Annotated in this window: 18 protein-coding genes; 12 read left to right on the top strand and 6 right to left on the bottom strand. The window is 68.4% G+C overall.

Going from position 1 to position 23,863, the window contains the following annotated elements; translation table 11 throughout:
* The first annotated feature begins 62 nt into the window (after window positions 1-62).
* Both ASD69_RS04010 and ASD69_RS04005 read left to right on the top strand, forming a co-directional pair.
* On the top strand, window positions 63-1,019 hold the full coding sequence (locus tag ASD69_RS04010) for a patatin-like phospholipase family protein (protein WP_056174259.1): 957 nt from the start codon (window positions 63-65) through the stop codon (window positions 1,017-1,019).
* Window positions 1,020-1,131: 112 nt separating this feature from the next.
* Complete coding sequence (locus ASD69_RS04005; protein WP_056174257.1) at window positions 1,132-2,253, top strand: sterol desaturase family protein; 1,122 nt, start codon at window positions 1,132-1,134, stop codon at window positions 2,251-2,253.
* Window positions 2,254-2,400: 147 nt separating this feature from the next.
* On the opposite strand, the gene ASD69_RS04000 is transcribed toward ASD69_RS04005, so the two are convergent.
* Complete coding sequence (locus ASD69_RS04000; RefSeq protein ID WP_235567137.1) at window positions 2,401-3,960, bottom strand: fumarate hydratase; 1,560 nt, start codon at window positions 3,958-3,960, stop codon at window positions 2,401-2,403.
* 191 nt (window positions 3,961-4,151) lie between these two features.
* Here ASD69_RS04000 and ASD69_RS03995 point away from each other — a divergent pair, with 191 nt between their 5' ends.
* Entirely contained in the window at window positions 4,152-5,999 is a 1,848-nt protein-coding gene (locus tag ASD69_RS03995; protein WP_056174255.1) for a serine hydrolase domain-containing protein, read from the top strand.
* A 23-nt stretch (window positions 6,000-6,022) separates the two neighbouring features.
* Here the strand turns inward: ASD69_RS03995 and ASD69_RS03990 are convergent, their stop codons facing one another.
* Window positions 6,023-6,859: a hypothetical protein gene (locus tag ASD69_RS03990; RefSeq protein ID WP_056174254.1), complete on the bottom strand. Its 837-nt coding sequence runs from the start codon at window positions 6,857-6,859 to the stop codon at window positions 6,023-6,025.
* Window positions 6,860-7,061: 202 nt separating this feature from the next.
* Between ASD69_RS03990 and ASD69_RS03985 the strand changes: the two genes are divergently transcribed.
* The 4 genes from ASD69_RS03985 to ASD69_RS03970 all read left to right on the top strand — a co-directional run bounded on the left by ASD69_RS03985 (window position 7,062) and on the right by ASD69_RS03970 (window position 11,612).
* A complete protein-coding gene (locus ASD69_RS03985; protein ID WP_056174251.1) occupies window positions 7,062-7,775 on the top strand; it encodes an alpha/beta fold hydrolase in 714 nt (237 codons plus the stop codon).
* A 79-nt stretch (window positions 7,776-7,854) separates the two neighbouring features.
* A complete protein-coding gene (locus ASD69_RS03980) occupies window positions 7,855-8,412 on the top strand; it encodes a demethoxyubiquinone hydroxylase family protein (protein ID WP_162250610.1) in 558 nt (185 codons plus the stop codon).
* Window positions 8,413-8,461: 49 nt separating this feature from the next.
* Window positions 8,462-10,402, top strand: coding sequence for an ABC transporter ATP-binding protein (locus ASD69_RS03975; RefSeq protein ID WP_082576248.1), 1,941 nt, complete (start codon window positions 8,462-8,464; stop codon window positions 10,400-10,402).
* A 13-nt stretch (window positions 10,403-10,415) separates the two neighbouring features.
* The gene (locus ASD69_RS03970) at window positions 10,416-11,612 is read left to right on the top strand and encodes a PQQ-dependent sugar dehydrogenase (RefSeq protein WP_056174246.1); all 1,197 of its coding nucleotides are present in this window, start codon (window positions 10,416-10,418) and stop codon (window positions 11,610-11,612) included.
* A 611-nt stretch (window positions 11,613-12,223) separates the two neighbouring features.
* On the opposite strand, the gene ASD69_RS03965 is transcribed toward ASD69_RS03970, so the two are convergent.
* Window positions 12,224-14,623 (bottom strand): Tex family protein, encoded by a 2,400-nt coding sequence (locus tag ASD69_RS03965; protein WP_056174244.1) that lies wholly within the window; start codon window positions 14,621-14,623, stop codon window positions 12,224-12,226.
* Between the two features lie 182 nt (window positions 14,624-14,805).
* Between ASD69_RS03965 and ASD69_RS03960 the strand changes: the two genes are divergently transcribed.
* The 4 genes from ASD69_RS03960 (at window position 14,806) to ASD69_RS03945 (ending at window position 17,722) form a co-directional block, all read left to right on the top strand.
* Window positions 14,806-15,432, top strand: a complete 627-nt coding sequence (locus tag ASD69_RS03960) for a hypothetical protein (protein WP_157498970.1) — start codon at window positions 14,806-14,808, stop codon at window positions 15,430-15,432.
* On the top strand, window positions 15,429-16,229 hold the full coding sequence (locus tag ASD69_RS03955; RefSeq protein ID WP_056174240.1) for a hypothetical protein: 801 nt from the start codon (window positions 15,429-15,431) through the stop codon (window positions 16,227-16,229). The genes ASD69_RS03960 and ASD69_RS03955 overlap by 4 nt, the downstream gene beginning before the upstream one ends.
* Window positions 16,230-16,316: 87 nt before the next feature.
* Complete coding sequence (locus ASD69_RS03950) at window positions 16,317-17,126, top strand: ferredoxin--NADP reductase (RefSeq protein ID WP_056174238.1); 810 nt, start codon at window positions 16,317-16,319, stop codon at window positions 17,124-17,126.
* Window positions 17,123-17,722, top strand: coding sequence for a TlpA disulfide reductase family protein (locus ASD69_RS03945; protein ID WP_056174236.1), 600 nt, complete (start codon window positions 17,123-17,125; stop codon window positions 17,720-17,722). Before ASD69_RS03950 ends, ASD69_RS03945 begins: the two co-directional genes overlap by 4 nt.
* A 6-nt stretch (window positions 17,723-17,728) precedes the next feature.
* Here ASD69_RS03945 and ASD69_RS03940 read toward each other — a convergent pair whose 3' ends face one another.
* Window positions 17,729-18,664, bottom strand: coding sequence for a LytTR family DNA-binding domain-containing protein (locus tag ASD69_RS03940; protein WP_082576247.1), 936 nt, complete (start codon window positions 18,662-18,664; stop codon window positions 17,729-17,731).
* Between the two features lie 154 nt (window positions 18,665-18,818).
* Here ASD69_RS03940 and ASD69_RS03935 point away from each other — a divergent pair, with 154 nt between their 5' ends.
* The gene (locus ASD69_RS03935; protein WP_056174234.1) at window positions 18,819-20,015 is read left to right on the top strand and encodes an acyltransferase family protein; all 1,197 of its coding nucleotides are present in this window, start codon (window positions 18,819-18,821) and stop codon (window positions 20,013-20,015) included.
* Between the two features lie 294 nt (window positions 20,016-20,309).
* Here the strand turns inward: ASD69_RS03935 and ASD69_RS03930 are convergent, their stop codons facing one another.
* Complete coding sequence (locus tag ASD69_RS03930; protein WP_056174232.1) at window positions 20,310-20,792, bottom strand: glutathione peroxidase; 483 nt, start codon at window positions 20,790-20,792, stop codon at window positions 20,310-20,312.
* A gap of 216 nt (window positions 20,793-21,008) precedes the next feature.
* Window positions 21,009-23,297: a TonB-dependent receptor gene (locus ASD69_RS03925; RefSeq protein ID WP_056174230.1), complete on the bottom strand. Its 2,289-nt coding sequence runs from the start codon at window positions 23,295-23,297 to the stop codon at window positions 21,009-21,011.
* Window positions 23,298-23,863: the final 566 nt, after the last annotated feature.

Raw genomic sequence — 23,863 nt, 5'->3', positions numbered from 1 at the left:
CGCAAACCGCGCGACTACGCTGGGGTAGGCTCGACCTACCCCACGCACGCGCGAGACTCCCCATGAAAATGCGCCGCATTCTGTCGCTGGACGGCGGCGGCATCCGCGGACTGGTCAGCTGCCTGTGGCTGGGCGGCGTCGAACAGGCGCTGGCCCAGGCCGGCAAGCCCGGATTGCCGCAGGCCTTCGACCTGCTCGCGGGCAGTTCCACCGGCGCCATCGTCGCCTCGGGCCTGGCGATCGGCCTGGCCCCGATCAAGATGGCCGACCTCTACCGCGATCACCGCCACGCCATCTTCCCGGGCATCGCGCAGCGCTTGTGGACGCGCGCCGGCAGCGTGCTCTCGGCCGGCGTGTCGGCGCCCAAGTACGACGCCAAGGGTTTGGAGCAGGTGCTGAAACAGGTATTCGGCGACGCCACCCTGGGCGATGCCCAGGTGCCGTTGCTGATCACCGCGTACGACACGATTTCGCGCACGCCGGTGATGTTCAAGAGCTTCAACGCCAAACACCGCGACCTGCCGCTGTGGGAGGTCTGCCGCGCCTCGTCGGCGGCGCCGACCTATTTCCCCGCGCATGCGATGAAGATAGAGGGCCGCGACTGCGCCCTGATCGACGGCGGCGTGGTCGCCAACAACCCCACCGCCTGCGCGATCGCCGAGGCCCTGCGCAAGGACGCCCAGGTCGACAACAGCCGCGACCTGGTGGTGCTGTCGGTCGGCACCGGCGAGCGCACGCGCAGCATCTCGCTGGCCTCGGCGCGCGAGTGGGGCGCGCTGGAATGGGCGGTGCCGATCATCGACGTGCTGTTCGACGGCAGCACCGACTCGGTCGACTACATCGCCCGGCAACTGGTCGGCGACGGCTACTTCCGCATGCAGGAGCACCTGCACATCGGCCTGGACGATCTGGACGACACCAGCTCGACCAACCTGATCGCGCTGGAGTTCATGGCCAAGGAGTATCTGGCCAAGGCGGACACCCAGCAGATGCTGGCGGAGCTGGCGCGGCAGCTGTAGGCCCGCACCTACGGCCGGTCGTATCGGCTTGGCGGGCAAGGCCGTGCGGACCGGCGCGCGCAGGCGTTAGGCTAGGCGTGCCGCCGCCTTGCGGCGTACCCCGCTCGCAGACATGACGTCGACCGCCACCCGCCCCCGCCGTTCGTTCTTCGCCTACGCCTCGGCCCTGCTGGGCCTGCTCAGCCTGATGGCGGTGTTGTGCTTCCACTTTCCCGAGTTGTTGACCAGCAAGGAATTCCGCGCGGTCTACAACGAGACCTTCGCCCGCCACCTGCTGCTGGTGGGCTTGGTGGCGGCGTTCGTGCTGGGCACCGTGGCGATCCTGCGCGACCGCAATAGGCGCGTGGCCATGCTCGGCGTCGGCGGCGCGACCCTGGCGGTGCTGCTGGGCGGCAGCAACGTGCAATTCGACGCGATCGGCCAGACGCCGTATTCGCTGGGGCTGGACTGGTTCGTGATCTCGCTGTTCTTCTCGGCGCTGGTGTTCGTGCCGTTGGAACACTACCTGGGGCGCCGCCGGGTCTCGCCGCTGCGGCGCGGCTGGCGCACCGACGTGGCCTACTTTTTCATGAGCCATGTACTGGTGCAGTTCATCCTGATCCTGGTCACGGCGTCGACCTCGACCATCGCCGGGCTGGCGGTCTTTCCCGGCCTGAAAGCCGCGATCCAGTCCTTGCCGGTATGGGCGCAGTTCCTGATCGCGGTGTTCATCGCCGACCTGGCGCAGGCGCTGCTGCACCGCGCGTATCACAACATCCCCTGGCTCTGGCGCTTCCATGCCGTGCACCATTCCAGCCGCGAGATGGACTGGCTGGCGGGCTCGCGCATCCATTTCGTCGAGATCGTGCTGACCCGCAGCGCGGTGCTGCTGCCGCTGCTGATCCTGGGCTTCTCCACCCCCGCGGTGAACGCCTACGTGATCCTGGTGGGTCTGCAAGCGGTGCTGGCGCACGCCAATCTCGGCATCCGCTTCGGCTGGCTGGAGTACCTGCTGGTGCTGCCGCGCTACCACCACTGGCACCACGCCCGGCAGTACGAGTACATCGACGTGAATTACGCCATCCACCTGCCGCTGGTAGACATGCTGATGGGCACCTTCAAGCTGCCGCGCGAGCGCGACGCCTGGCCGCAGGAGTACGGGGTGATGAAGCTGGCCACCGTGCCGCGCGGCATCGTCGAGCAGCACCTGATGCCGTTCCGCAAGGGCAAGCATTACGACGACCACGTGGCGTGACGGCGCATGCGCCGGCAGCGGCCGGGTTCGTCGATGCCTGAGTTGCGCGGTCGCGGCCGACGCCGCTCCTCCCCCAAGGCGAAGCTGCGCTCATAAAGCGCAACGCCCGGCGCGGGCCGGGCGTTGCGAGGACGACGGGTCCGGCGCTCAGGCCGGTTCGACCACGACCGGGATCTTGCCGATCCGCGCCTGCCATTCTTTCGGGCCGGTCTTGTGCACCGACTCGCCGGCGCTGTCGACCGCCACCGTGACCGGCATGTCCTGCACGGTGAATTCGTAGATCGCCTCCATGCCCAGGTCGGCGAACCCGACCACGCGCGAGGCCTTGATCGCCTTCGACACCAGGTAGGCCGCGCCGCCGACCGCCATCAGATACACCGAGCGGTGCTTCTTGATCGCCTCGATCGCGACCGGGCCGCGTTCGGCCTTGCCGACCATGCCCAGCAGGCCGGTCTGCGCCAGCACCTGCTCGGTGAACTTGTCCATGCGCGTGGCCGTGGTCGGACCGGCCGGGCCGACGACCTCGTCGCGCACCGGATCGACCGGCCCGACGTAATAAATGAAGCGGCCCTTGAAATCGACCGGCAAGGGCTCGCCCTTGTTGAGCATGTCGACCATGCGCTTGTGCGCGGCGTCGCGCCCGGTCAGCAGCTTGCCGTTGAGCAGCAGCACTTCGCCCGGCTTCCAGCTCGCCACGTCTTCCGGCGTGACCGTGTCCAGATCGACGCGACGGCCCTTGGAGGCGTCGTAGGTCAGCTTCGGCCAGTCTTCCAGCGAGGGCGGATCCAGCATCACCGGGCCGCTGCCGTCGAGGGTGAAATGGGCGTGGCGGGTGGCGGCGCAGTTCGGAATCATCGCCACCGGCAGATTGGCCGCGTGGGTCGGGTAATCCTTGACCTTGATGTCCAGCACCGTGGTCAGGCCGCCCAGGCCCTGCGCGCCGATGCCCAGCGCGTTGACCTTCTCGTACAGCTCCAGGCGCAGCTCTTCGGCGCGGTTGCTGGCGCCGCGCGCCTGCAGCTCGGTGATGTCGATCGGCTCCATCAGCGATTCCTTGGCCAGCAGCATCGCCTTCTCGGCGGTGCCGCCGATGCCGATGCCGAGCATGCCCGGCGGGCACCAGCCCGCGCCCATGGTCGGCACGGTCTTGAGTACCCAATCGACGATGGAATCGGAGGGGTTGAGCATCGCGAACTTGGACTTGGCTTCCGAACCGCCGCCCTTGGCCGCGACGATCACGTCGACCGTATTGCCCGGCACGACCTTCACGTTGACGACGGCCGGGGTGTTGTCCTTGGTGTTGCTGCGTTTGCCGGCCGGATCGGCCAGCACGCTCGCGCGCAGCTTGTTGTCGGGGTGGTTGTAGGCGCGACGCACGCCCTCGTTGACCATATCCTCCACGCCCATGGTGGCGCCGTCCCAGCGCACGTCCATGCCGATTTCCAGGAACACGGTGACGATGCCGGTGTCCTGGCAGATCGGCCGGTGGCCCTCCGCGCACATGCGCGAATTGATCAGGATCTGGGCGATCGCGTCCTTGGCGGCGACGCTCTCCTCGCGCTCGTAAGCGGCGGCGAGATTCTTGATGTAGTCGACCGGGTGGTAGTAGCTGATGTACTGCAGGCCATCGGCGATGGACTGGATCAGGTCGTCCTGGCGGATGACGACTGGGCCGCTGGAGGCGGCGGGGGACGGGCTGGCGGTCACGGCGGGCTTAAGCTGGCGGTGGGGACGGCTATTCTACTCGCCCGGCCTGTCGCGCCGCCTGCGGCCGCCGAGCATCCCGGGCCGGGACCGCGCCGCCGCCGCTCCGTGCGGGAAGGCCCCGTGACCTTGGCCACGGGGCGCGTTTGCGCCGCTCGCGCACACTGCCACCCTTCCGATTCGCTGGTGCAGCTTTGGCAAGAACCTCGACGATCGCCCGCAAACGCGCGTCCGCCGCCTGGCGTGCCTGCCTGCTCGCGCTGCTGATCCTGCCCGCCCACCTGTTCGCCGCCGCCCCCGGGGTGGCCGCGCCGGAGCCGGACGTCGCCACTACCTTGCGGCAACAGGGCCTGACCGGCGCGACCTGGGCGCTGGTCGAACCGCAGCGCGTGCGGATCGGCGCGGCCGGTCTCAAGGACGCCCGCACCGGTACGCCGCTGCGCGCCGAGGATCGGGTGCTGGTCGGCTCGATCGCCAAGACCATGCTCGCCACCGGCGTGTTGCGGCTGGTCAGCCAGGGCCGGCTGCGCCTGGACCAGCCGGTGACCGAACTGCTGCCCGGCATCGCCTTCGACAACCCTTGGGCCGCGACCGATCCGGTGCGCCTGCGCCATCTGCTCGACCAAAGCGCCGGCCTCGACGACGCGCGCTTCAGTCAGGTGTTCAGCCGCAAGCCCACGCCCGACACGCCGCTCGCGCTGGCGTTCGCGCGCGAAGACGGCCGCCTGCGCGTGCGCTCGCGGCCCGGCACGCGCATGTCCTACTCCAATAGCGGCTACACCCTGCTGGGCATGGTGGTGGAGGCCACGGTCGGTCAGCGCTACGAAGCGTATCTGGACCGCGAACTGCTGCAGGCGCTGGGCATGCGCGACAGCAGCTTCGCCTACACGGACCAGCACCGCGATCCGCGCCTGGCGATGGGCCATTTCGACGATGGCAGCACGCATCCGATCGTGCCGATCTATCTGCGGCCTGCCGGGCAGTTCAGCACCACCGCCGCCGACATGGCGCGGTTCGCGCGCTTCCTGATGAGCGACGGCCGCGTCGGCGGCGCGCCCTTCATCGACCCGACGCTGCTGCGCGGCATGGGCCGCCCCACGGGCACCGAAGGGGCGAATGCCGGACTCGGCGTCGGCTATGCCCTGGGCCTGTTCGCACGCGACCGCCACGGCGTTTTCGGGCACTGCCACGGCGGCAGCACGATCGGCTACCGGGCGATGCTGTGCGTGTTTCCGCAGCAGCAGCGCGCGTTCTTTCACACCACCAACACCGACAGCGAAACCGCCGACGCCGGTGCGCTGGACCGGACCCTGATCCAGGCCCTCGGCCTGCCTGCGCCGACGCTCGCCGCGAAGCGGCGCAGCGCGCTGTCGCTGCCGGCGTGGGAAGGCTATTACGTGCCCGCGCCCAATCGCTTCGCCAGCTTCGCCTGGCTGGACACCACGCTGGGGTTCGTCCGGCTGCGCCGCGAAGGCGACGGCCTGCGCCTGCTGCCGTTCCAGGGCCAACCGACCGCGCTGACGCCGCTGGGCGGTGCCCTGTTCCGCGCCGAAGGTCGAACCCAGGCTTCGCACGCGCTGCTCGCCGCCGCCGACGGCGCTCAGGTGCTCACCACCGGCACCCAGAGCTACCAGCGCATCGCGCTGTGGAAACTGCTGGCGCTGTGGGCCAGCCTGGCCGCGGGAGGCCTGGGCCTGCTGTGGTTGATGCTGGGCGGCAGCATGCGCGCGGCGCTGCGCCGCTTGCGCCGACGCGACCCCGTCTTCGCGCCGTGGCTGGCGACGTTGGCCTTGCTGCTGCCGCTGCCGTTCCTCTATCGCCAGTCGTTCCTGCAACTGGGCGACCTCACCTTCGGCAGCGGTCTGCTCACCGCGGTCGCCTGCGCCCTGCCCGTCGCGCTGCTGTTCGGCCTGTGGCGCCATCTGCGCCTGCGACCGGCGGGCATCGTGGCGGCCCTGGATGCGGTGGCGATGCTCGCACTGCTGCAATGGACGCTGGTGCTGGCGGCCTGGGGGCTATGGCCGCTGCGGTTGTGGGCCTGAGCGAAGCCAGGCCCGGCACCGGATTACTTCACCAGCGCTTCCGAATTCGGAACGATCAGCACACCGGAGAAGCCCAGGCCCGCGGCCTGCACCGTCGACGGCGCCAGCGCACGGATCAGGGTGTGGGTCTCGTCGCGACGCACGAACTCGTACTTCACCGCGGCATGGAAGCGCGGCGCCAGCGCTTCCACCTCGACCTTCATCTTGGCGAATTCGCCGGCCCGTCCTTCCAGATCGAGCTGCAGCACCTTCAAGGTCTCGATGTAGGAGTCGCGCAGCTGGGTTTCCAGCACCGCGCGTTCCGCTTCCGGCAGGCCGGCCACGACCGCCGCCGAGGCGACACGCGCCGGCAGCACGCGCGAATAGCGTCCGCGCCAACCGTCCAGGTCGACATCGACGATGGTCCAGAAGATCAGGCGCTCCTGCTTGTCGCGGGTGAGGTAGAGGCTGGGCCGCAGCTTGGCCTCGCGGCTGGCCGACGCGCTCGCCGGCATCGCCGTCAATGCGGCCAGCAGCAGCGCATCCGGCGCGAAGCCGAGCTTGCCGCGCAGGGCCTCGGCCTCGCGCGCGGTGTTCTTCTGGATCGCGAGGGCGTTGGCGCCCGCGCCGAACGGGCCGAGCAGCAGGCCGCCGGCCACGCCCATGCCGCCGAAGTCCTGGCGGTAGACGACGCTGCGCGCCTCGTCGAGATAGGCGACGCCGGAAACCTCCGGCGGCAGCGCACCGCGCTCGCCTTCGACCAGTCGCACCTCGCCCGCTGCCGAGGCCGCGGGCGGCAGCGCGTACTGGAGCTTGCGCGCGCCCGCAGGCGCGCTGGCGAAGCCGATCGCGAGGATCAGCGCAGACGCAAGAATTCTCATGGTTCCCCTGATAGTGACGTAGTCGCGACGCCGGCGCGCGGTACGGGATTGCGCCGATTCGCCGCGGGATTGTTCGGTGCGCGCTCCTGCGCCGTCAAGAAAAACCCGGCGCCGTGCGCCGTGGCGGTGGCGCTGCTGACAAAAGCTGGCAGCCGCGCGCCTTAGCCTGAGGCCATTCCCGCCATCGCCGAGGCACCGCCGCATGTCCACCCCCACCACCGTCCTGCTGCATGGCGCCGGCGTCGGCGCCTGGGTCTGGGATCGCGTGATCGAACGCATGGCGGTCCCCGCGATCGCGCTGGATATCGCGGGTCGGCATGCCGACGCGACGCCGGAGCGCTGCGCACGGGCGCTGATCGCCGAACTGGACCGTCGCGGCCTCGACGAGGTGACGATCGTCGCGCACTCGCTGGCCGGCGTGCTGATGCCGGACCTGGCCGCGGGCCTGGGCGCGCGTCTGCGCCATGCCCTCTATCTGGCCGCGGTGGTGCCACCGCCGGGCGGCGCCTTCGTCGATGCGCTGGGCACGGTCGAACGCACCCTGCTGCGCCTGCTGTTCCGCTTCAACCGCGACGGGCTCGCGCCCGGACCGGCGATGATCCGCAAGGAACTGTGCAACGACCTCGACGAGGCCAGCGCGGCCCTGGTGGTCTCGCGCTACCAAGCCGAGTTCCCCGGCCTCTACCTCACGCCCACATGCGCGCAGCCGGTGCGCGCGGCCGCGACCTATCTGCGCTTGTTGCGCGACCGCAGCCTGCTGCCGGCGCGCCAGGACGCGATGATCGCGCGCCTGCCGCAGGCGTGGGTGCACGACCTCGACGCCGGCCATCTGGCCATGCTGTCGGCGCCGGCGCAGCTGGCCGAACGCCTGACCGCGATCGCGCTGGCCTGCCCCGCGGAGCGGGCCGCGGCTTGAGGGCGAACCGCTCGCGGCGGCGCCGGCGGGCTTCGTCGCGGCTATGCTGCATGCAGGCCTCCACCTCGATGCCGCCGCGATGACGCACAGCCTGGACTCCGCGTTGCCCACACCGATCCCGACGCCGTCGCTGGCTGCGCGCTACCTGCGCGTGGATCACGCCGGCGAGTTCGGCGCGATCCAGATCTATCGCGCCCAGATCCTGGTCGGGCGCTGGCTGGGCCGCCCCTCGGTTGGCCTGTTGGAAGACTTCCTCAGTCACGAGCGCCGCCATCTAGCCACCTTCGACGAAATCCTCGCCGCGCGCGGCATCCGCCGTTGCCGCAGCTTCCTGTGGTGCGGCGTGGGCGGATATGCCTTGGGCCTGATCACCGCCCTGCTGGGCGAGCGCGCGGTCATGGCCTGCACGCGCTCGGTCGAGACCGTGGTCAACCGCCACCTAGAGGCACAGCTCGCCCACATGGCGCATAGCGATCCGGATGCGCACGCCGCAGTGGCCTCGATCGTGCACGACGAACTCGAGCACCGCGACGTCGCCGCCGAGCGCGTCGGCCGCGACGATGCGCTCACCCGCGGCATCGATACGGTGGTCGCGGCCTCCACCGAAGCGGTGATCCGGCTGGGCATGCGCCTGTGAGCCGCGTCGCTTTCACGGCCCTCTAGCGCAGCCCAGGCACAATCCGGCCATGCCCTCGCCCGCCGACGCCGCCCCGCCCGCCTCCAACCCGAGCGCACCTGACCAGAACGCTCCTGGACAGAGCACGCCCGGCCGCAACGCCGGCCGATCGAGCGGCAAGCCCAGCCTGCGCGAGCGTTTCGACGCGCTGCGCAATCTGCCGCCGTTCCTGCGCCAGATATGGCAGACCAGCCGTAGCCTGACTCTGATTACGCTGGGCCTGCGTTTGGTGCGCGCATTCCTGCCGGTCGCGACCCTGTACGTCGGCAAGCTCATCATCGACGAGGCGGTGCGCCTGGTCGCGGCCGGCGTCCAGTTCGAATCGGTGCGCGCCGCGCTCGACGGCGGCCAGCTCACCACCCTGCTCGGCCTGCTGGCGCTGGAGTTCGGGCTGGCGATCGGCTCCGACCTGCTCGGCCGCCTGATCAGCTACGGCGATTCGCTGCTGTCGGAATTGTTCACCAACGCCACCAGCGTGCGCCTGATGGAGCACGCCGCGACCTTGGACCTGGAGGACTTCGAGGACCCCGACCTGCAGGACAAGCTGGACCGCGCGCGTCGCCAGACCATGGGGCGCATGAACCTGATGAGCCAGTTGTTCGGCCAGGTCCAGGACACGATCACGGTGATCAGCTTCGCGATCGGCCTGCTGGTGTACGCGCCCTGGCTGATCCTGCTGCTGGCGGTGGCGCTGATCCCAGCCTTCGTCGGCGAGGCGCATTTCAACGCCTTGGGTTATTCGCTCAACTTCGCCTGGACGCCCGAGCGCCGCCAACTCGAGTACGTGCGCCAGATGGGCGCCAGCGTCGAGACCGCCAAGGAAGTGAAGATCTTCAATCTTCACCGTTATCTGATCGCCAAGTACCGCGAGCTGGCGGACAAGTTCTTCAAGGCCAACCGTTCGCTGGCGCGGCGGCGCGCGTTCTGGGGCACGCTGCTGGCGGCGCTGGGCACGCTGGGCTACTACGTCGCCTACGCCTACATCGCCTGGCGCACGGTCAAGGGCGATTTCAGCATCGGCGACCTGACCTTCCTGGCCGGCAGCTTCCGGCGCCTGCGCCAGCTGCTGGAAGGTCTGTTGGTGGGGTTCTCGCAGGTGGCCGGCCAGGCCCTGTACCTGGACGACCTGTTCTCGTTCTTCGAGATCGAACCGGAGATCGTCTCGCCCGCCGATCCGCTGCCGGTGCCGCGCCCGATCGTGCGCGGCTTCGCGTTCGAGAACGTCGGCTTCCGCTATCCCGATGCCGAGCGCTGGGCGCTGCGCGGGCTGAGTTTCGAACTGCGCGCGGGTGAAGTGCTGGCCCTGGTCGGCGAGAACGGCGCCGGCAAGACCACCCTGGTCAAATTGCTGGCACGCCTGTACGACCCCGACGAAGGCCGCATCCTGCTCGACGGCCGCGACTTGCGCGAATACGACCTGGACGAGCTACGCGCCAACATCGGTGTGATCTTCCAGGATTTCGTGCGCTACCACCTCACCGCCGGCGAGAACATCGGCGTCGGCCAGATCGACGCCATGCACGACGAGGAACGCATCCGCAACGCGGCCCGGCGCGCCATGGCCGACCAGGTCATCGAATCGCTGCCGCAGGGCTACGACCAGCAGATCGGGCGCCGCTTCAAGACCGGCGTCGACCTCTCCGGCGGGCAGTGGCAGAAGATCGCGATCGCGCGCGCCTACATGCGCGATGCCCAGGTCATGATCCTGGACGAACCGACCGCGGCCCTGGACGCGCGTTCGGAGTTCGAGGTATTCCAGCGCTTCAAGGAATTGTCGGACGACCGCACCGCGGTGCTGATCTCCCACCGCTTCAGCAGCGTGCGCATGGCCGATCGTATCCTGGTGCTCGCCGAAGGCCGACTCGAGGCCAGCGGCACCCATACCGAGCTGCTCGCGCAAGGCGGGCGCTACGCCGAACTGTTCGAATTGCAAGCCGCCGGTTATCGCTAAGGAGATTCCCCGCATGGTTGTCCGTCACCGCAGCATCGCGCTCGCCCTTGCCCTCGCTTGCGCCCTGGTCGCCTGCGACAAGACCCCGGCCCAGGACAGCGCCGCGGCGCGGCCCGCGCCGGCGCAGCAGAAAGCCCAGCCACTGGCCAGCGAACGCGGGCCGATCCAGGTCACCGAGATCGCCCACGGCCTGGAGCAGCCCTGGAGCGTGGCGCTGCTGCCCGACGGCGGCTTCCTGGTCACCGAACGGCCGGGGCGTTTGCGCCGGATCGGCGCGGACGGCGCGATCTCGGCGCCGCTGGCCAACGTGCCGCAAGTCTGGGCCGAGGGCCAGGGCGGCCTGCTCGACGTGGTGCTGGCACCGGACTTCGCCAGCAGCAAGCGTATCTACCTCAGTTTCGCCGAGCCGGGCCCCAACGGCAGCGCCGGCACCGCGGTCGCCACGGCGACGCTGGGCGATGCCGGCCTGAGCGAGGTCGAAGTGATCTACCGCCAGCAGCCCAAGCTGGTCGGACCTAACCACTTCGGTTCGCGCGTCGCCTTCGACGGCCACGGGCATGTCTTCATCACCCAAGGCGAGCGCCAGGAGCGCATGGCCTCGCAGGATCTGAAGATGCTGCAGGGCAAGCTGGTGCGCCTGAACCTGGACGGCAGCGTGCCGACCGACAATCCCTATGTCGGCCGCAGCGATGCGCGCGCCGAGATCTGGAGCTACGGCCATCGCAACATGCAGTCGCTGGCGCTGGATCCGCGCAGCGGCAAGCTGTGGGAAGCCGAGCACGGCCCGCGCGGCGGCGACGAGATCAATCTGCCCGAGCCGACCAAGAATTACGGCTGGCCCATTATCACCAATGGCATCGACTACAGCGGCCTGCCGATCTCGGAAGCCGAGGGCAAGAGCAAGCCCGGCATGGAATCGCCGTACCACGTGTGGGCGAAATCGCCGGGGTTGTCGGGCATGGCCTTCTATACCGGCCGCCCCGACTCGCCCTGGAACGACAGCCTGTTCCTGGGCGCGCTCGCCGACGGCAACCTGATCCGCCTCACGCTGGATGGCGACAAGATCGTCAAGGAAGAGCGCCTGCTCAAGGAGCTCGGCTTGCGCATCCGCGACGTGCGTGTTGGCGCGGACGGCAAGGTCTATGTGCTGACCGACGAGAAGGACGGCAAGTTGTTGCGCCTGGATCCGCCGGGGAAGGCTGGCGGCTGAGTAGAGCTGCGTTGCGAGGCAACGCAGCGATGGCCGTGTTGCCGTGGCGATGTGCGATGACGCGACGATGCGGTTCGCCTATGGCTCACCGCATCCTACGGTCGAGGCGATTGGCGTCGGCGCCGCTGCGCCCCAAAGTCACTGGCCCCCCGCGTTCGTGGGGATGACAGCAAAAAATAGATGCCAATGCCAATGCCGTCGCCGTCGCCGTCGCCGTCGCCGTCGCCGCGGCATTGAAGTCCAAAAGCAACGCACTCACACAGACAGCCGCAGACCCGTAGGGCGGCGCGCAGGACGCGCGCCGTTTTTCGAATGGACAGGGATGTCCATTCGTCACGCTAGCCCTTCTCTTTGGTTACTTTCTCTTGGGCTAGCAAGAGAAAGTGACCCGCATGCGCAGCAGGCGGAAGCCGTTGACCTTCGGTCAGAAGTTGACCTTCGGTCAGAAGAGGCGACAGCAAAGCAAAAGCAAATCCTCCCCAACCCTCCTTTTTCAAAGGAGGGAGCTAGGAGCAAGAGCCTACTGATGTTCAGCAGCTCACGAACCTGCGGTTCGTGAGCCGCACGGCTTCACCCTTTTCCAAAGGAGGACGCCTGAAGCAGTCGCGGAATCAATTCTTCTGCTTAGCCCGCGCGAACGCATCAGCCAACGCCCCGCCCATCGGCGCATTGCCCTTACCCGCCGGCGCGAACGAACCGCCGCGGGCAGGCGGCTCGCGACGTCCGCCACGGCCGCCATCGCCGCCGCGCGGACCACCGCGATCCGCCCCGGCACGATCGCCGCTGCCCGGCGGACGCGGCGCCGGCACCGCGTCATCGAGGCGTCGGGTGAGTGCGATGCGCTTGCGCGCGATGTCGACTTCCAACACCCGCACCTTGACCACGTCGCCGGCCTTGACCGCCTCGCGCGGGTCCTTGATGTACTTGTCCGACAGCGCCGAGATGTGGATCAGACCGTCCTGGTGCACACCGATGTCGACGAAGGCGCCGAATGCGGCGACGTTGCTGATCACGCCTTCCAGGATCATGCCGACCTTGAGGTCCTTGAGATCCTCGACGCCGTCGGCGAAACGCGCGGCCTTGAACTCGGGGCGCGGATCGCGGCCGGGCTTTTCCATTTCCTTGAGGATGTCGCGCACCGTCGGCAGGCCGAAGGTGTCGTCGGTGTACTGCTCGGCCTTGAGCCCGCGCACGAACTGCGGGTCGCCCAGCAGTTGCTTCACCTCGCGGCCGCACTGCTGGACGATGCGCTCGACCACGGGATAAGCCTCGGGGTGCACCGCCGAGGCGTCCAGCGGCTGATCGCCGTCGACGATGCGCAGGAAGCCCGCGCACTGCTCGAACGTCTTGTCGCCCAGGCGCGGCACTTTCAACAAGGCCTTGCGCGAGGCGAAGGGACCGTTCTCGTCGCGGTGACGCACGATGTTCTCGGCGACCGTGCTGGACAGGCCCGACACGCGCGCGAGCAGCGCGGCCGACGCGGTGTTCACGTACACGCCGACCGCGTTCACGCAGTCCTCGACGCGCGCGTCCAGCGCGCGCGCGAGGCGGTACTGGTCGACGTCGTGCTGGTACTGGCCAACGCCGATCGCCTTGGGCTCGATCTTGACCAGCTCGGCCAGCGGATCCTGCAGCCGCCGCGCGATCGAGACCGCGCCGCGGATGCTCACGTCCAGGTCCGGAAATTCCTTGGATGCGAACTCGGAAGCCGAGTACACCGACGCGCCGGCCTCGCTGACCACGATCTTGGTCAGCTTCAGCTCGGGCGCCAGCTTGATCAGATCGCCGGCCAGTTTGTCGGTTTCGCGCGAGGCGGTGCCGTTGCCGATCGAGATCAGTTCGACCGCATGCTTGGCGCACAGCGCGCGCAGGGTGTGCAGCGACTGGTCCCACTGCTTGCGCGGTTCGTGCGGGTAGATGGTGTCGTGGGCGACCAGTTTGCCGGTGGCGTCGACCACCGCGACCTTGACGCCGGTGCGCAGGCCCGGGTCCAGTCCGAGCACCGCGCGCGGGCCGGCCGGTGCGGCCAACAACAGATCCTTGAGGTTGTCGCCGAACACGTCGATGGCTTCGGCCTCGGCCTTCTCGCGCGCCTGCCCGAACAGGTCCAGCAGCAGGTGCAGGTGCAGCTTGGCGCGCCAGGTCATGCGGCAGGCGTCGAGCAGCCAGCGGTCGCCGGCGCGGCCGCGGTCGGCGACACCGGCATGCAGGGCGACGCGGCCTTCGCCGTAAGCGTGGCCGGCAGCGGGATCGGTGGTGGGTTCCAGGTCCAGGTACAGCACTTCCTCGCGGCGCGCGCGGAACAGCGCCAGCAGGCGGTGCGAGGGAATCTTGGCCAGCGCTTCGGCGTGGTCGAAGTAGTCGCGGTACTTGGCGCCCTCGTTCTCCTTGCCCTCGACCACGCGCGCACGGATCACGCCGGTCTGGTGCAGCCAGGTGCGCAGCTCGCCGACCAGCGCGGCGTCCTCGCCCCAGCGCTCCATCAGGATCGCGCGCGCGCCGTCCAGCGCGGCCTTGACGTCGGCGACCTGTTTTTCCTCGCTGACGAATTCGGCGGCGTAGACCTCGGGCTGCAGGGTCGGGTCGGCGAGCAGTCCGTCGGCGAGCGGCTCCAGGCCGGCCTCGCGCGCGATCTGGGCCTTGGTGCGGCGCTTGGGCTTGTACGGCAGGTACAGATCTTCCAGGCGCGCCTTGCTGTCGGCGGCCTCGATGTCGGCGCGCAACGCGTCGGTGAGCTTGCCTTGTTCGGCGATGCTCTCCAGCACCGCGGCGCGGCGGTCCTCGAGCTCGCGCAGATAACGCAGGCGGCCCTCGAGATCGCGCAACTGGGTGTCGTCCAGCCCGCCGGTGACTTCCTTGCGGTAGCGCGCGATGAACGGCACCGTCGCGCCCTCGTCGAGCAGGGCGATGGCGGAGCGGGCCTGGGCCGGTTGCGCGCCGATCTCGGCGGCGATGGTGCGTGCGATCTGTTCGGCGATCTGCGGTGCGGACTTCGAGGTCGTGTCTTGCATTGCTTCCAATCGGTCTGGCACCCGCTAGCTGCGGGCTGGACCGATTGTCGCAACGCCGGGCGGCAGGGGAAACCCGTTGACAGCGGGCACGGAAGCGGGGTCGTTTCCGCGCTGTCGCCGCTGCCGCGGGATTCGTGCTATATGGCGCGAAAGGACGACATCGGCAGGCAGGGAGCACGACGATGGCTGCGAACCCCTCACCCGCGCTGGGCTTGATCGACGCGATCGCGCCGGCGTTTCCGGCGATCGCCGAGGACATCCGCGCCAACCTGCGTCTGCATGACTACAGCCCCGAATCCGCGCAGGCGACGGTATTCGTCGCCCAGGCGATCGAATCGGTGCTGGTGCTGCCGATCCGCATGCAGTGGGACATCGCCGACCGTCTGGCCGAAGCGGTGGGCCTGCATTGGAAGCAGATGTTGATCGCCCATACCGAAGCGCCTGCGCAGCGACTGGTCCACGAGCGCGTGATCGAGCAGCGCGCGAAGCTGGAACCGCTGATCGAGCAGTTGGCGCTGCAATTGCGCCGCATCCTTGCCGCGTTCACACCGGACGATCCCGAATCCGGTGCCAGCAACGCCCAGCGCGAACCCGACCAGGGCGGAAGCCCGGGCGGTGCGCCGAGGGCCGCCAGCTTCGAATCGACGGTCGTGGGCTACGGCGCCGATGCCGACACCTGGATCCAGCCGCTCGAACAGCAAGCCTTGCTGGTGGAAATCGCGCCCGACTATGCCCGCCAGGGGGACATCGAACCCGATGTCGATCTGGATGAAGACGCTCATCGCTACGGCCGAGGCATGAAGCCATGAGCAAAGTCGCCTTCGATATCGACCAGGCCATCGCGGAGGTCGGCCGGATCGCCGGCGCGCTCGGCGCCCACGTGGAGGACCGCCATCTGCGCCACAGCGACAAGAACCAAGAGAAGGGCAAGTGCTACGAAGCCTGGGTGATGCTGGCATTGTCGGCCGCGCTAGTGGAGGAACTGAAAACCCGTTCGGCGGGGTCGTACCACGCTCATTGGCATCTCGGCTCCGGCGCTTCGGCCACCAGCGCCGATCGTGCGGTAATTCGCGGCGGCCCCGGGCTGCTGGGCTCGCGCCCCAACAGCCCCGGTTACATCACCCTCTACCGCAACGCACAACCGATCGCGCAGTTGCATAACTCCCTCCGATTCTCCGGCCGCAGCGGCGTCGCGCACGAATTCGATATCGCCCTGCTGCGCCCGGGCGCCGTCGATGAGGAACGCCGGCGCATCGCCGCCGGCGGCAGTACCGAAGGCGGCCATAGGATGCCGGCGCTGGTGGCGCTGGAGCTCAAATGCCTCGCCACCGATATCGCCATCGGTATCGCGCGCGAGGCCGTCGCCATTCGCTTCGACGTATCGCTCAATGCGTGGCCTGCGCCGCAACAGCCCTACCTGCCCGTCACCCCGCCCGGCAGCCGTCACGCGATGGTCTGCTACGAAGGCTTCAGCGACGGGGCCATCAGCTTCGGGCGCGCCTATCAGGTCGACGCCTACCCCCGGATCGGCCGAGAGCTCGATCCGGCCTGGACTGGCCCGGAAACCATTGCTGCGCTGGCAGCCGACATGGTGGCGGCGGTCTGAACCGCTGCCACGGCCGCCGTGCGACAGATGAGAGTCAATCTCATCAATCGGCTACAATGCGCTCCCAGCTCCACACCCCTGCCCCGCATGTCCTCCGCTTTTGGCACCGAGACGGTGCTGGACGTCCGTCACTGGACCGACGACTACTTCAGCTTCACCACCACCCGCGACGACGGATTCCGCTTCGACAACGGCCAGTTCGTGATGATCGGACTGCAGGTGCCGCAGGCGGACGGTTCGTCCAAGCCGTTGCTGCGCGCGTATTCGATCGCCAGCGCTAACTGGGAAGAACAGCTGGAGTTCTTCAGCATCAAGGTGCCCAACGGGCCGCTGACCTCGCGCCTGAAGGAAATCCGTCCCGGCGATGAGGTGCTGATCGGCCGCAAGCCCACCGGCACCCTGCTGATCCACGACCTGCACCCGGGCCGCAATCTGTATCTGTTGGGCACCGGCACCGGCTTCGCGCCGTGGCTGTCGATCATCAAGGACCCGGAGACCTACGAACGCTTCGAGCGCGTGATCCTGTGCCACGGCGTGCGCAGCGCGCGGGACCTGGCCTACCGCGATTACATCGTTAACGAGCTGCCCAAGCACGAATTCCTGGGCGAGCAGATCGCGGCCAAACTGCTGTACTACCCGGCGGTGAGCCGCGAGGGCTTCGATTTCGCCGGCCGCGACCAGCGCGGGCGCCTGACCGAGATGATGGCCACGGGGCGCATGATGGAGCAGCTCGGGATCGAGCCGCTGGCAGCCGAACACGACCGCGCCATGATTTGCGGCAGCCCGCAGATGCTGGCCGATTTCCGCGAACTGCTGGACGGCCGCGGCTTCGGCGCGGCGCCGCGTATCGGCGTCCCCGGCCAGTACGTGTACGAGCGCGCGTTCGTCGAGAAATGAGCGCGCGCCCGCCCTCGCCGCTGACCCATACGCTGCGGGGCTGGCTGTTCGCAACGATGCTGGCGCTGCTGTGCGGCGCGGCGCTGCTGCCGGCGCAGGCCGCGACGGGCGACGCCACACCGGCGAGCGCGACCGCGCAGGGCCCGCAGGTCGGCGACCTGCCGCCCGACTGGCTGGGGCTGGACCGCGACGGTAAGTCGATCCAGGTCAGCCACTACCGCGGCAAGGTGGTGCTGGTGGTGTTCTGGGCCGGCTGGTGCGAGCAATGCCGGCGCGAGCTGCCGCAGCTGTCGGCGCTGCAGACCGGATTCGGCCGCGAGCGCCTGCAGATCGTCGCGATCAACTACGCCGAACCGCAGCGCGACTACGAGGCCTTCCTGCGCCAGAACCCCGGCCTGGACCTGTTGACGCTGCGCGACCCGGGCACGGTCGCGCGCTACTACCGGGTGCGCGCGGTCCCCAACGCCTTCCTGATCGACACTCGCGGCCGGATCGCGCACGTGCAGCGCGGCTACACCCCGCAGAAGGTCGAGCGCCTGGTGCGCGAGCTGCACGCCCTGCTGCCGCCGCCGGCCGCGCAGGCCGGCCGCGACTGAGACGACTCAGGCCGCGCGCCGGTCCTGGCGCAGCACACCGCGGTAGCGCCGGCTGCACGGGATGCGGGTGCCGTCGCGCATGGTGATGCGCGCGTCGCCGCTTTCCAGCGGCTCGATCTCGCCCACGCAGTCCAGATTGACCATATAAGAACGGTGCACGCGCACGAAGCGCGCGGGGTCCAGTTGGGCCTCGATCGTGGCCATGGTGGTGCGCAGCGGATAGTCGCGGCCGCGCAAGTGCAGGTTCACGTAGTTGGACGAGGCCTGCAGCCATTCGACCTCGCCGGCCGCGATCAGGAATTCCTTGCCCAGTTTGCGCACCAGGAAGCGCTCCGGGCGCTCGGGCGTGGCCGGCTCGGGCAGGTCGTCGGGCGGCGCCAGCAGACTGGCCTCGCCCTGCCAACGCCGCATCAGCAGGCGGTAGCCCTCGATCCACAACACCATGTAGACGTAGGAGCGCACGTCTTTCAGATACTCGTAGACCAACCCCATGCCCCAGGAACCGAAATCGTAGGACTCGCCCAGCCCGGCATAGATCAGCTTGCGCAGGCCGACCATCAGGCTCACGTGCAGCAACGACCAGATCACGCTGCCCAGCAGGTGCAGCGCCAGCGCCCGTCGCCAGCTGTCGATATGGAACGGGATCCGGCGGGTGTACCAGACCAGGGCCGGCACCAGGCACAGCGCGACCAGGCAGCTGGTCGCCTCCCAGATCGCGGGCGCCCAGTCGGGGATGTCCAAGCCGACCCGATGGATGTCGATGATGGTGGTCAGGGTGCCGCCGATCGCGTTGGCCGCGAACAGCAGCACCCAGCTCGCGACCTCGGCGGTGCGCCGCCAGGGCTGGTAGCGGTCCCAGGCGCTGAGCGGGGCGACCGGCTGGGCCGGCGGAATGGCGGTGTCGGCGTCGGCCGTCCTGGCCGCGGTCGGTTCGTAATTCATGGGCGCATTCTCGCCTGTGCGGGCAGGCGCGCGGCAACCGGCCGTCCCCAGGGCCCGCGATTCGTCCCTGCCGGCCCGCCACCGGTCACCTGAGCGCTGCGCGCGGCGCCGCTCGCGGCAAGGCTGGGCGCACCTTCACTGCCGCGGACCGACCATGCAACGCCGCCACGACATCGACGCCCTGCGCGCGATCGCCTTCGCCCTGCTGATCCTCTACCACTGCGCCATGCTCTACGTCGCCGAGTGGGACTGGCATCTGAAAAGCACCCATCTGTCGGAACCGCTGCAGATCCCGATGCTGTTCATGAACCGCTGGCGCATGGATCTGATCTTCCTGATCTCGGGCCTGTCGGTGCACTTCCTGCTGCGCGGCACCTCGCTGGGCCGCTTCGTGATCCAGCGCAGCTGGCGCCTGCTGTTGCCGCTGACCTTCGGCTGCCTGGTGGTGGTGCCGATCCAGCCCTACGCCCAGGGCGTGGCCAACGGCCTGGTCGAGCCGGGTTTCGTCGACTTCCTGTTGCGCTACTACCAGTTCCAGCCCTGGCCCAAGGACGCCTTCGACGGCTGGGAGTACGGCTTCACCTGGAACCACCTGTGGTACCTGGCCTATCTGTGGGTCTACACCCTCGCCCTGGCCGCCCTGCTGCCGCTGTTCCGCAACGGTCTGGGCCGGCGCCTGCACGCTTTGGCGACGGGCTTGCGTGGCTGGAAGCTGGTGATCCTGCCGGCCCTGCCGCTGGCCCTGGCGACCATGCTGCTGCAGCCGCACTTCGAGGAAACCGGCGACCTGATCCACGACTGGTACCGCCACGCGATCTATTTCAGCGTGTTCCTGTACGGCTATTGGCTGGGTAACGACAGCGGTTTGTGGAACGAGCTGGTGCGGCTGCGCAAGTGGACCCTGAGCCTGGCCCTGGGCCTGTTCGGCTTCTACCTGACCCTGGTGCTGGTGCTGCCCGACCAGATTCCGGACCTGCTGCAGAACAGCGTGTGGCTGCTGCGCAATCTGTACATCTGGTTCGCTATTTCCGCGATCCTGGGCTGGGGCCATGCCCTGCTCAATCGCCCGTTCCGCTGGCTGCCCTGGGCCAACGAGGCGGTCTATCCCTGGTACGTGCTGCACCAGAGCCTGATCGTGCTGATCGCGTACTGGATCCTGCCGCTGCACCTGGGCCCGGTGAGCGAGCCGGTCATCGTGGTGGTGGGCACGGTGCTGGGCTGCTGGGGGCTGCACGCGATCATTCGCCGGGTGCCGCTGCTGCGGCCGTGCTTCGGGCTCAAGGCGCGGGTCCAGCCGCGCCGACCGGCAATCGCCGCAACCGGCCTGCAAGCGGCGAACGACGCGGCTTGAGGATTCCCGCGCCATCGCGCTGCGCTTAAGGACCTAAAGCGACGCCGCTTCCTGTGGGAGCGGCGTCAGCCGCGATCGCGCAAACGCCGATGCGGCGCAAGCAACGACTGGCGGTTTGTCGCCCTCCGTGGAGCAACGCAGGACCTCGCGGTGTCGCTATCGCGGCTGACGCCGCTCCCACACAGAACGAGGGCGTCGCGCCTCGGTATCGACTCGAGCGAAGCGGCGCGGGCATTGGCGATTGCGCGGTCGCGGCTCACGCCGCTCCTACCCCAAAGCCAGAGCGCCAACGGCTCAGGCCAGCGCCTTCTCGATATCCGACGCGATCGACTCGGGCTTGTCGGTCGGGGCGTAGCGCTTGATGACCTTGCCGTCGCGGCCGACCAGGAACTTGCTGAAGTTCCATTTGATCGCGTCGATGCCGAGGAAACCGCCCTTCTCGTCCTTCAGCCACTTCCACAGCGGATGCGCCTGGGCGCCGTTGACGTCGACCTTGGCGTACAGGGGGAAGCTCACGTCGTAGGTCAGCGAGCAGAATTCCTTGATCTCGGCTTCGTTGCCCGGCTCCTGGTGGCCGAACTGGTCGCAGGGGAAGCCCAGCACTTCGAAGCCCCGATCCTTGAACTTGCGCTCCAACTGTTCCAGGCCGGTGTACTGCGGTGTGAAGCCGCATTGCGAGGCGACGTTGACGATCAGCAGCACCTTGCCGCGATACTCGTCCAGCGAGCGCGGCTGGCCGTCGATGTCGGTGGCGGTGAAGTCGTAGGCGGTGGTCATGGTCGCTCCGGCGGGGCGGCGGGGATTGGGAGACGATAGCGCGTTCCGAGGGTACGGAAATAGAAGTGAGCGGGGAGGAGTGAGAAGTGAGCCGGAGCAAGCCCCGCCTTTACTCACTTCTCACTACTCACTCCTCTCTTTCGCATAAAAAAACGGCCCGCGCGAGGCGGGCCGTCCGGTATTGCGATGGCAGGCGGCGGGCCGCCCAGCCCGGCCTTAGAAGCCGGCCTTGAACTCCACGCCCACGATGCGCGGCTCGTTGACGAAGCCGGTCAGGTTGTTGAAGTCGATCGCGCCGACCGCCTGCACCTTGTCGAGGATGTTGCGGCCGTACAGCGCCACTTCGTACTTGCCGTTTTCCCAACCGTAACCCACGCGCAGGCCACCTTCGACCAGGGCCTTGCCGCGGAACTCCTTGGCCTCGTAGAGGAAGAAGTTCACTTCGCTGCGGTAGGCCCAGTCGGTGTAGACGAAGAACTCGCCGCCGTCGCCGACCGGCAGCGAGTAGCGCGCGGTCAGGTTGTAGACCCACTTCGGGGCCTGCGGCAGCGGGTTGCCGTCGATGCGGGCCAGGCCGCCGATCACCGGATCGGTCACCGTGCACATGCCGCTGCCGCAGGGAGCGACGGCGAGGTTGGCGTCCTTGATCTCGGTGTCGTTGTAGCTGGCGCCGAGGGTGATCATCAGGTTATCGGTGACGTAGGCGTCGAAATCCAGCTCGAAGCCCTGACCCACGGTCTTGTCGGCGTTGAGCAGGATGGTCTGGTTGGCGGCGCCGCCAACGGCGTTGAGCTGCTGGTTGTCGACGTTGTAATGGAACACCGCGAAGCCCAGGCGTGCGCGCTTGTCCCACAGATCTGCCTTGACGCCGGCTTCGTAGGAAATGACCTTTTCGGCGTCGGCGACCGACGGCTGCGGCGGCACCTGGAACAGCAAACGGCCCTGGATCGACGGCGCGCGGAAGCCCTTGGCCACGCGCGCATACAGGTTCACGTCCGGGGTGACCTGATAGACCGCGCTGGCGTCCCAACTGACGTCGTCGACGTCGGTGTGGACCGGGAACGGGCCCGACACCGGCGCACCGAACGGCGCGCTCTGCAGCACGCTGGCGGTGAAGTCCTTCTTGTCCTGGGTGTAGCGCAGACCGCCGCGCAGGGTCAGCTTGTCGGTCACCGCGTAGTCCAGCGAGCCGTAGGCCGCCCAGGCCTTGTTGCGCTGCTTCTGCTGCGCCCAGCCGGCCTGCACGCCGCCGCCCAGAGTGTCGTAGTTGAAGCTGTCGACGGTGATGTCTTCGTCGAAATAGAACAGGCCGGCCTGCCAGTTCAACGGGCCGCTGTAGTTGGACTCCAGGCGGAATTCCTGGGTCCACTGGCGGTGATCGGGCAGGCCGTCGGCGGACTCGGCGGTGAACGGAATCACGCCCGGGTAGCTGCCGGTCGGCAGGAAGGCCGCACCCACGCCACCGTCGATGTCGCCGCGGCTGAGCGAGTCGGCCGACTCGTAACCGGTGATCGAGTACAGGGTGAGGTCGTTGCCGAAGTCCCAGCTCAGGCGGGCGCTGGCGCCGAAGGTGTCGAGCTGCTGCGAGTTGCGCCCGTCGATGGCGACCTTGCTGTCGTCGAAACCGGCGACCAGGTCGTTGGTGCCCGGCTTGAAGATGTTGGCGCGGAACAGGCGCGCGGTGCCGTTGAGATGGCGCGCGTGCACGTTGAACAGGGCGTGGAAGGTCTCGCTGCCGTCGTACTGCAGCTGCAGGCGCGCGGCCGACTCGTCGTAGCCTTCCAGCTTGGGATTGGTACGGGCGTTCGGGTTGGTGTTGGTCACCCACTCGTCGCGGCGCTGGTACAGCACCGAGGCGCGCGCCGACCAGTTCGGGCCCAGCGGGCCGCTGATCGCGCCTTCGATATTGGTGGTGCCGTGGCTGCCGTAGGCGACCTGGCCGTAGCCTTCCAGTTCGCGGGTCGGCTTGGCCGATTCGAACTTGACCACGCCGGCGGGGGTGTTACGGCCGAACAGCGTGCCCTGCGGGCCGCGCAGCAGTTCGACGTTCTCCATGTCGAACACCGGGAAGCCCTTCAGCAGCGGGTTCTCCAACACGATGTCGTCGTACACCAGCGAGACCGGCTGCGAGGCGTTGAGGTCGAAGTCGGTGTTGCCCAGGCCGCGGATGTAGAAGCGCGGGAAGGCACGGCCGAACGAGGACTCGATGTTCAGGCTGGGCAGACGGCCGGACAGGAAGCGGATGTCGCCGCCGCCGGAACCGAGCACGTGCAGCTTCTCGGCGTCGACGGTGGTGAGCGCCATCGGCACGTCCTTGGCGCGTTCGACGCGGCGCTGCGCGGTGACCATCAGCGCGTCCAGGGTCTTGGCGTCGGATTCGGCGGCGGGCGCCGTCTCGGTGGCGGCGGCGGGCGCGTCCTGCGCGAAAGCGGCGGCGGAGGTCAGGCTGATCGCGACGGCGATGGCCAGGGCATGGCTGCGGGGAGCACGGACGTGCTGACGCATGGCGGGGGGTCTCGATGAAAGCGGCGGCCCGGATCGGGGCGGCCTGGGTTCGTAAGAAGCCGGGCGATGCATGCGCCTGGCATGCGGCTCGGCGACGGGACGACTGCTACGTCGGTCCGACCGTCCCCTGACGGCCGTAGCGCGGACCTGCCCGCGCCGGTGGCGGCTCTTTGACAGGCGAATGTTACCAAAGCATTAAAGAGCCCGTACTCGGCGGTATGCGTTTAGGCATGGATTTGGCACATGTTTCGGCCAAGTCGCGCTTGCAAGACTACGCGATAAAAATCGCGCAACTAAATGAAATAACTGAATTTATACGTAGAAATCCTGGCCCTGCTCGGCTAGAAGCGGCGCGAGCCGCAACCGCGAACCACCGGGCCGACGCCGGTCGAATCGCGCGTGCCACCGAACGGGCCGACGAAGCGGCGCGTGCAAGCACGGGCCGTGGCGGGCTCGGCGGACCTTAAAAAGCCGCGGTCACCGACTCCCGAATCGCTAAACGAAGCTGACGCCGCAACGGAAACGGCGCGGTCGCGGCCTGCGCCGCTCCTACCTTTAGGCCCGGA

Source organism: Lysobacter sp. Root604 (assembly GCF_001427505.1).
GTDB lineage: Bacteria > Pseudomonadota > Gammaproteobacteria > Xanthomonadales > Xanthomonadaceae > Lysobacter.
The sequence above is the reverse complement of the archived record's forward strand: the minus strand, read 5'-3'. Positions and strand labels throughout refer to the sequence as shown.

Coding starts and splice junctions, on each gene's coding strand:
- ASD69_RS03985 (WP_056174251.1), top strand. CDS start 7,062: ATGTCCACCCCCACCACCGTCCTGCTGCATGGCGCCGGCGTCGGCGCC.
- ASD69_RS04005 (WP_056174257.1), top strand. CDS start 1,132: ATGACGTCGACCGCCACCCGCCCCCGCCGTTCGTTCTTCGCCTACGCC.
- ASD69_RS03990 (WP_056174254.1), bottom strand. CDS start 6,859: ATGAGAATTCTTGCGTCTGCGCTGATCCTCGCGATCGGCTTCGCCAGC.
- ASD69_RS03940 (WP_082576247.1), bottom strand. CDS start 18,664: ATGAATTACGAACCGACCGCGGCCAGGACGGCCGACGCCGACACCGCC.
- ASD69_RS03945 (WP_056174236.1), top strand. CDS start 17,123: ATGAGCGCGCGCCCGCCCTCGCCGCTGACCCATACGCTGCGGGGCTGG.
- ASD69_RS03930 (WP_056174232.1), bottom strand. CDS start 20,792: ATGACCACCGCCTACGACTTCACCGCCACCGACATCGACGGCCAGCCG.
- ASD69_RS03935 (WP_056174234.1), top strand. CDS start 18,819: ATGCAACGCCGCCACGACATCGACGCCCTGCGCGCGATCGCCTTCGCC.
- ASD69_RS03965 (WP_056174244.1), bottom strand. CDS start 14,623: ATGCAAGACACGACCTCGAAGTCCGCACCGCAGATCGCCGAACAGATC.
- ASD69_RS03960 (WP_157498970.1), top strand. CDS start 14,806: ATGGCTGCGAACCCCTCACCCGCGCTGGGCTTGATCGACGCGATCGCG.
- ASD69_RS03980 (WP_162250610.1), top strand. CDS start 7,855: ATGACGCACAGCCTGGACTCCGCGTTGCCCACACCGATCCCGACGCCG.
- ASD69_RS03975 (WP_082576248.1), top strand. CDS start 8,462: ATGCCCTCGCCCGCCGACGCCGCCCCGCCCGCCTCCAACCCGAGCGCA.
- ASD69_RS03970 (WP_056174246.1), top strand. CDS start 10,416: ATGGTTGTCCGTCACCGCAGCATCGCGCTCGCCCTTGCCCTCGCTTGC.
- ASD69_RS03955 (WP_056174240.1), top strand. CDS start 15,429: ATGAGCAAAGTCGCCTTCGATATCGACCAGGCCATCGCGGAGGTCGGC.
- ASD69_RS03950 (WP_056174238.1), top strand. CDS start 16,317: ATGTCCTCCGCTTTTGGCACCGAGACGGTGCTGGACGTCCGTCACTGG.
- ASD69_RS03925 (WP_056174230.1), bottom strand. CDS start 23,297: ATGCGTCAGCACGTCCGTGCTCCCCGCAGCCATGCCCTGGCCATCGCC.
- ASD69_RS04010 (WP_056174259.1), top strand. CDS start 63: ATGAAAATGCGCCGCATTCTGTCGCTGGACGGCGGCGGCATCCGCGGA.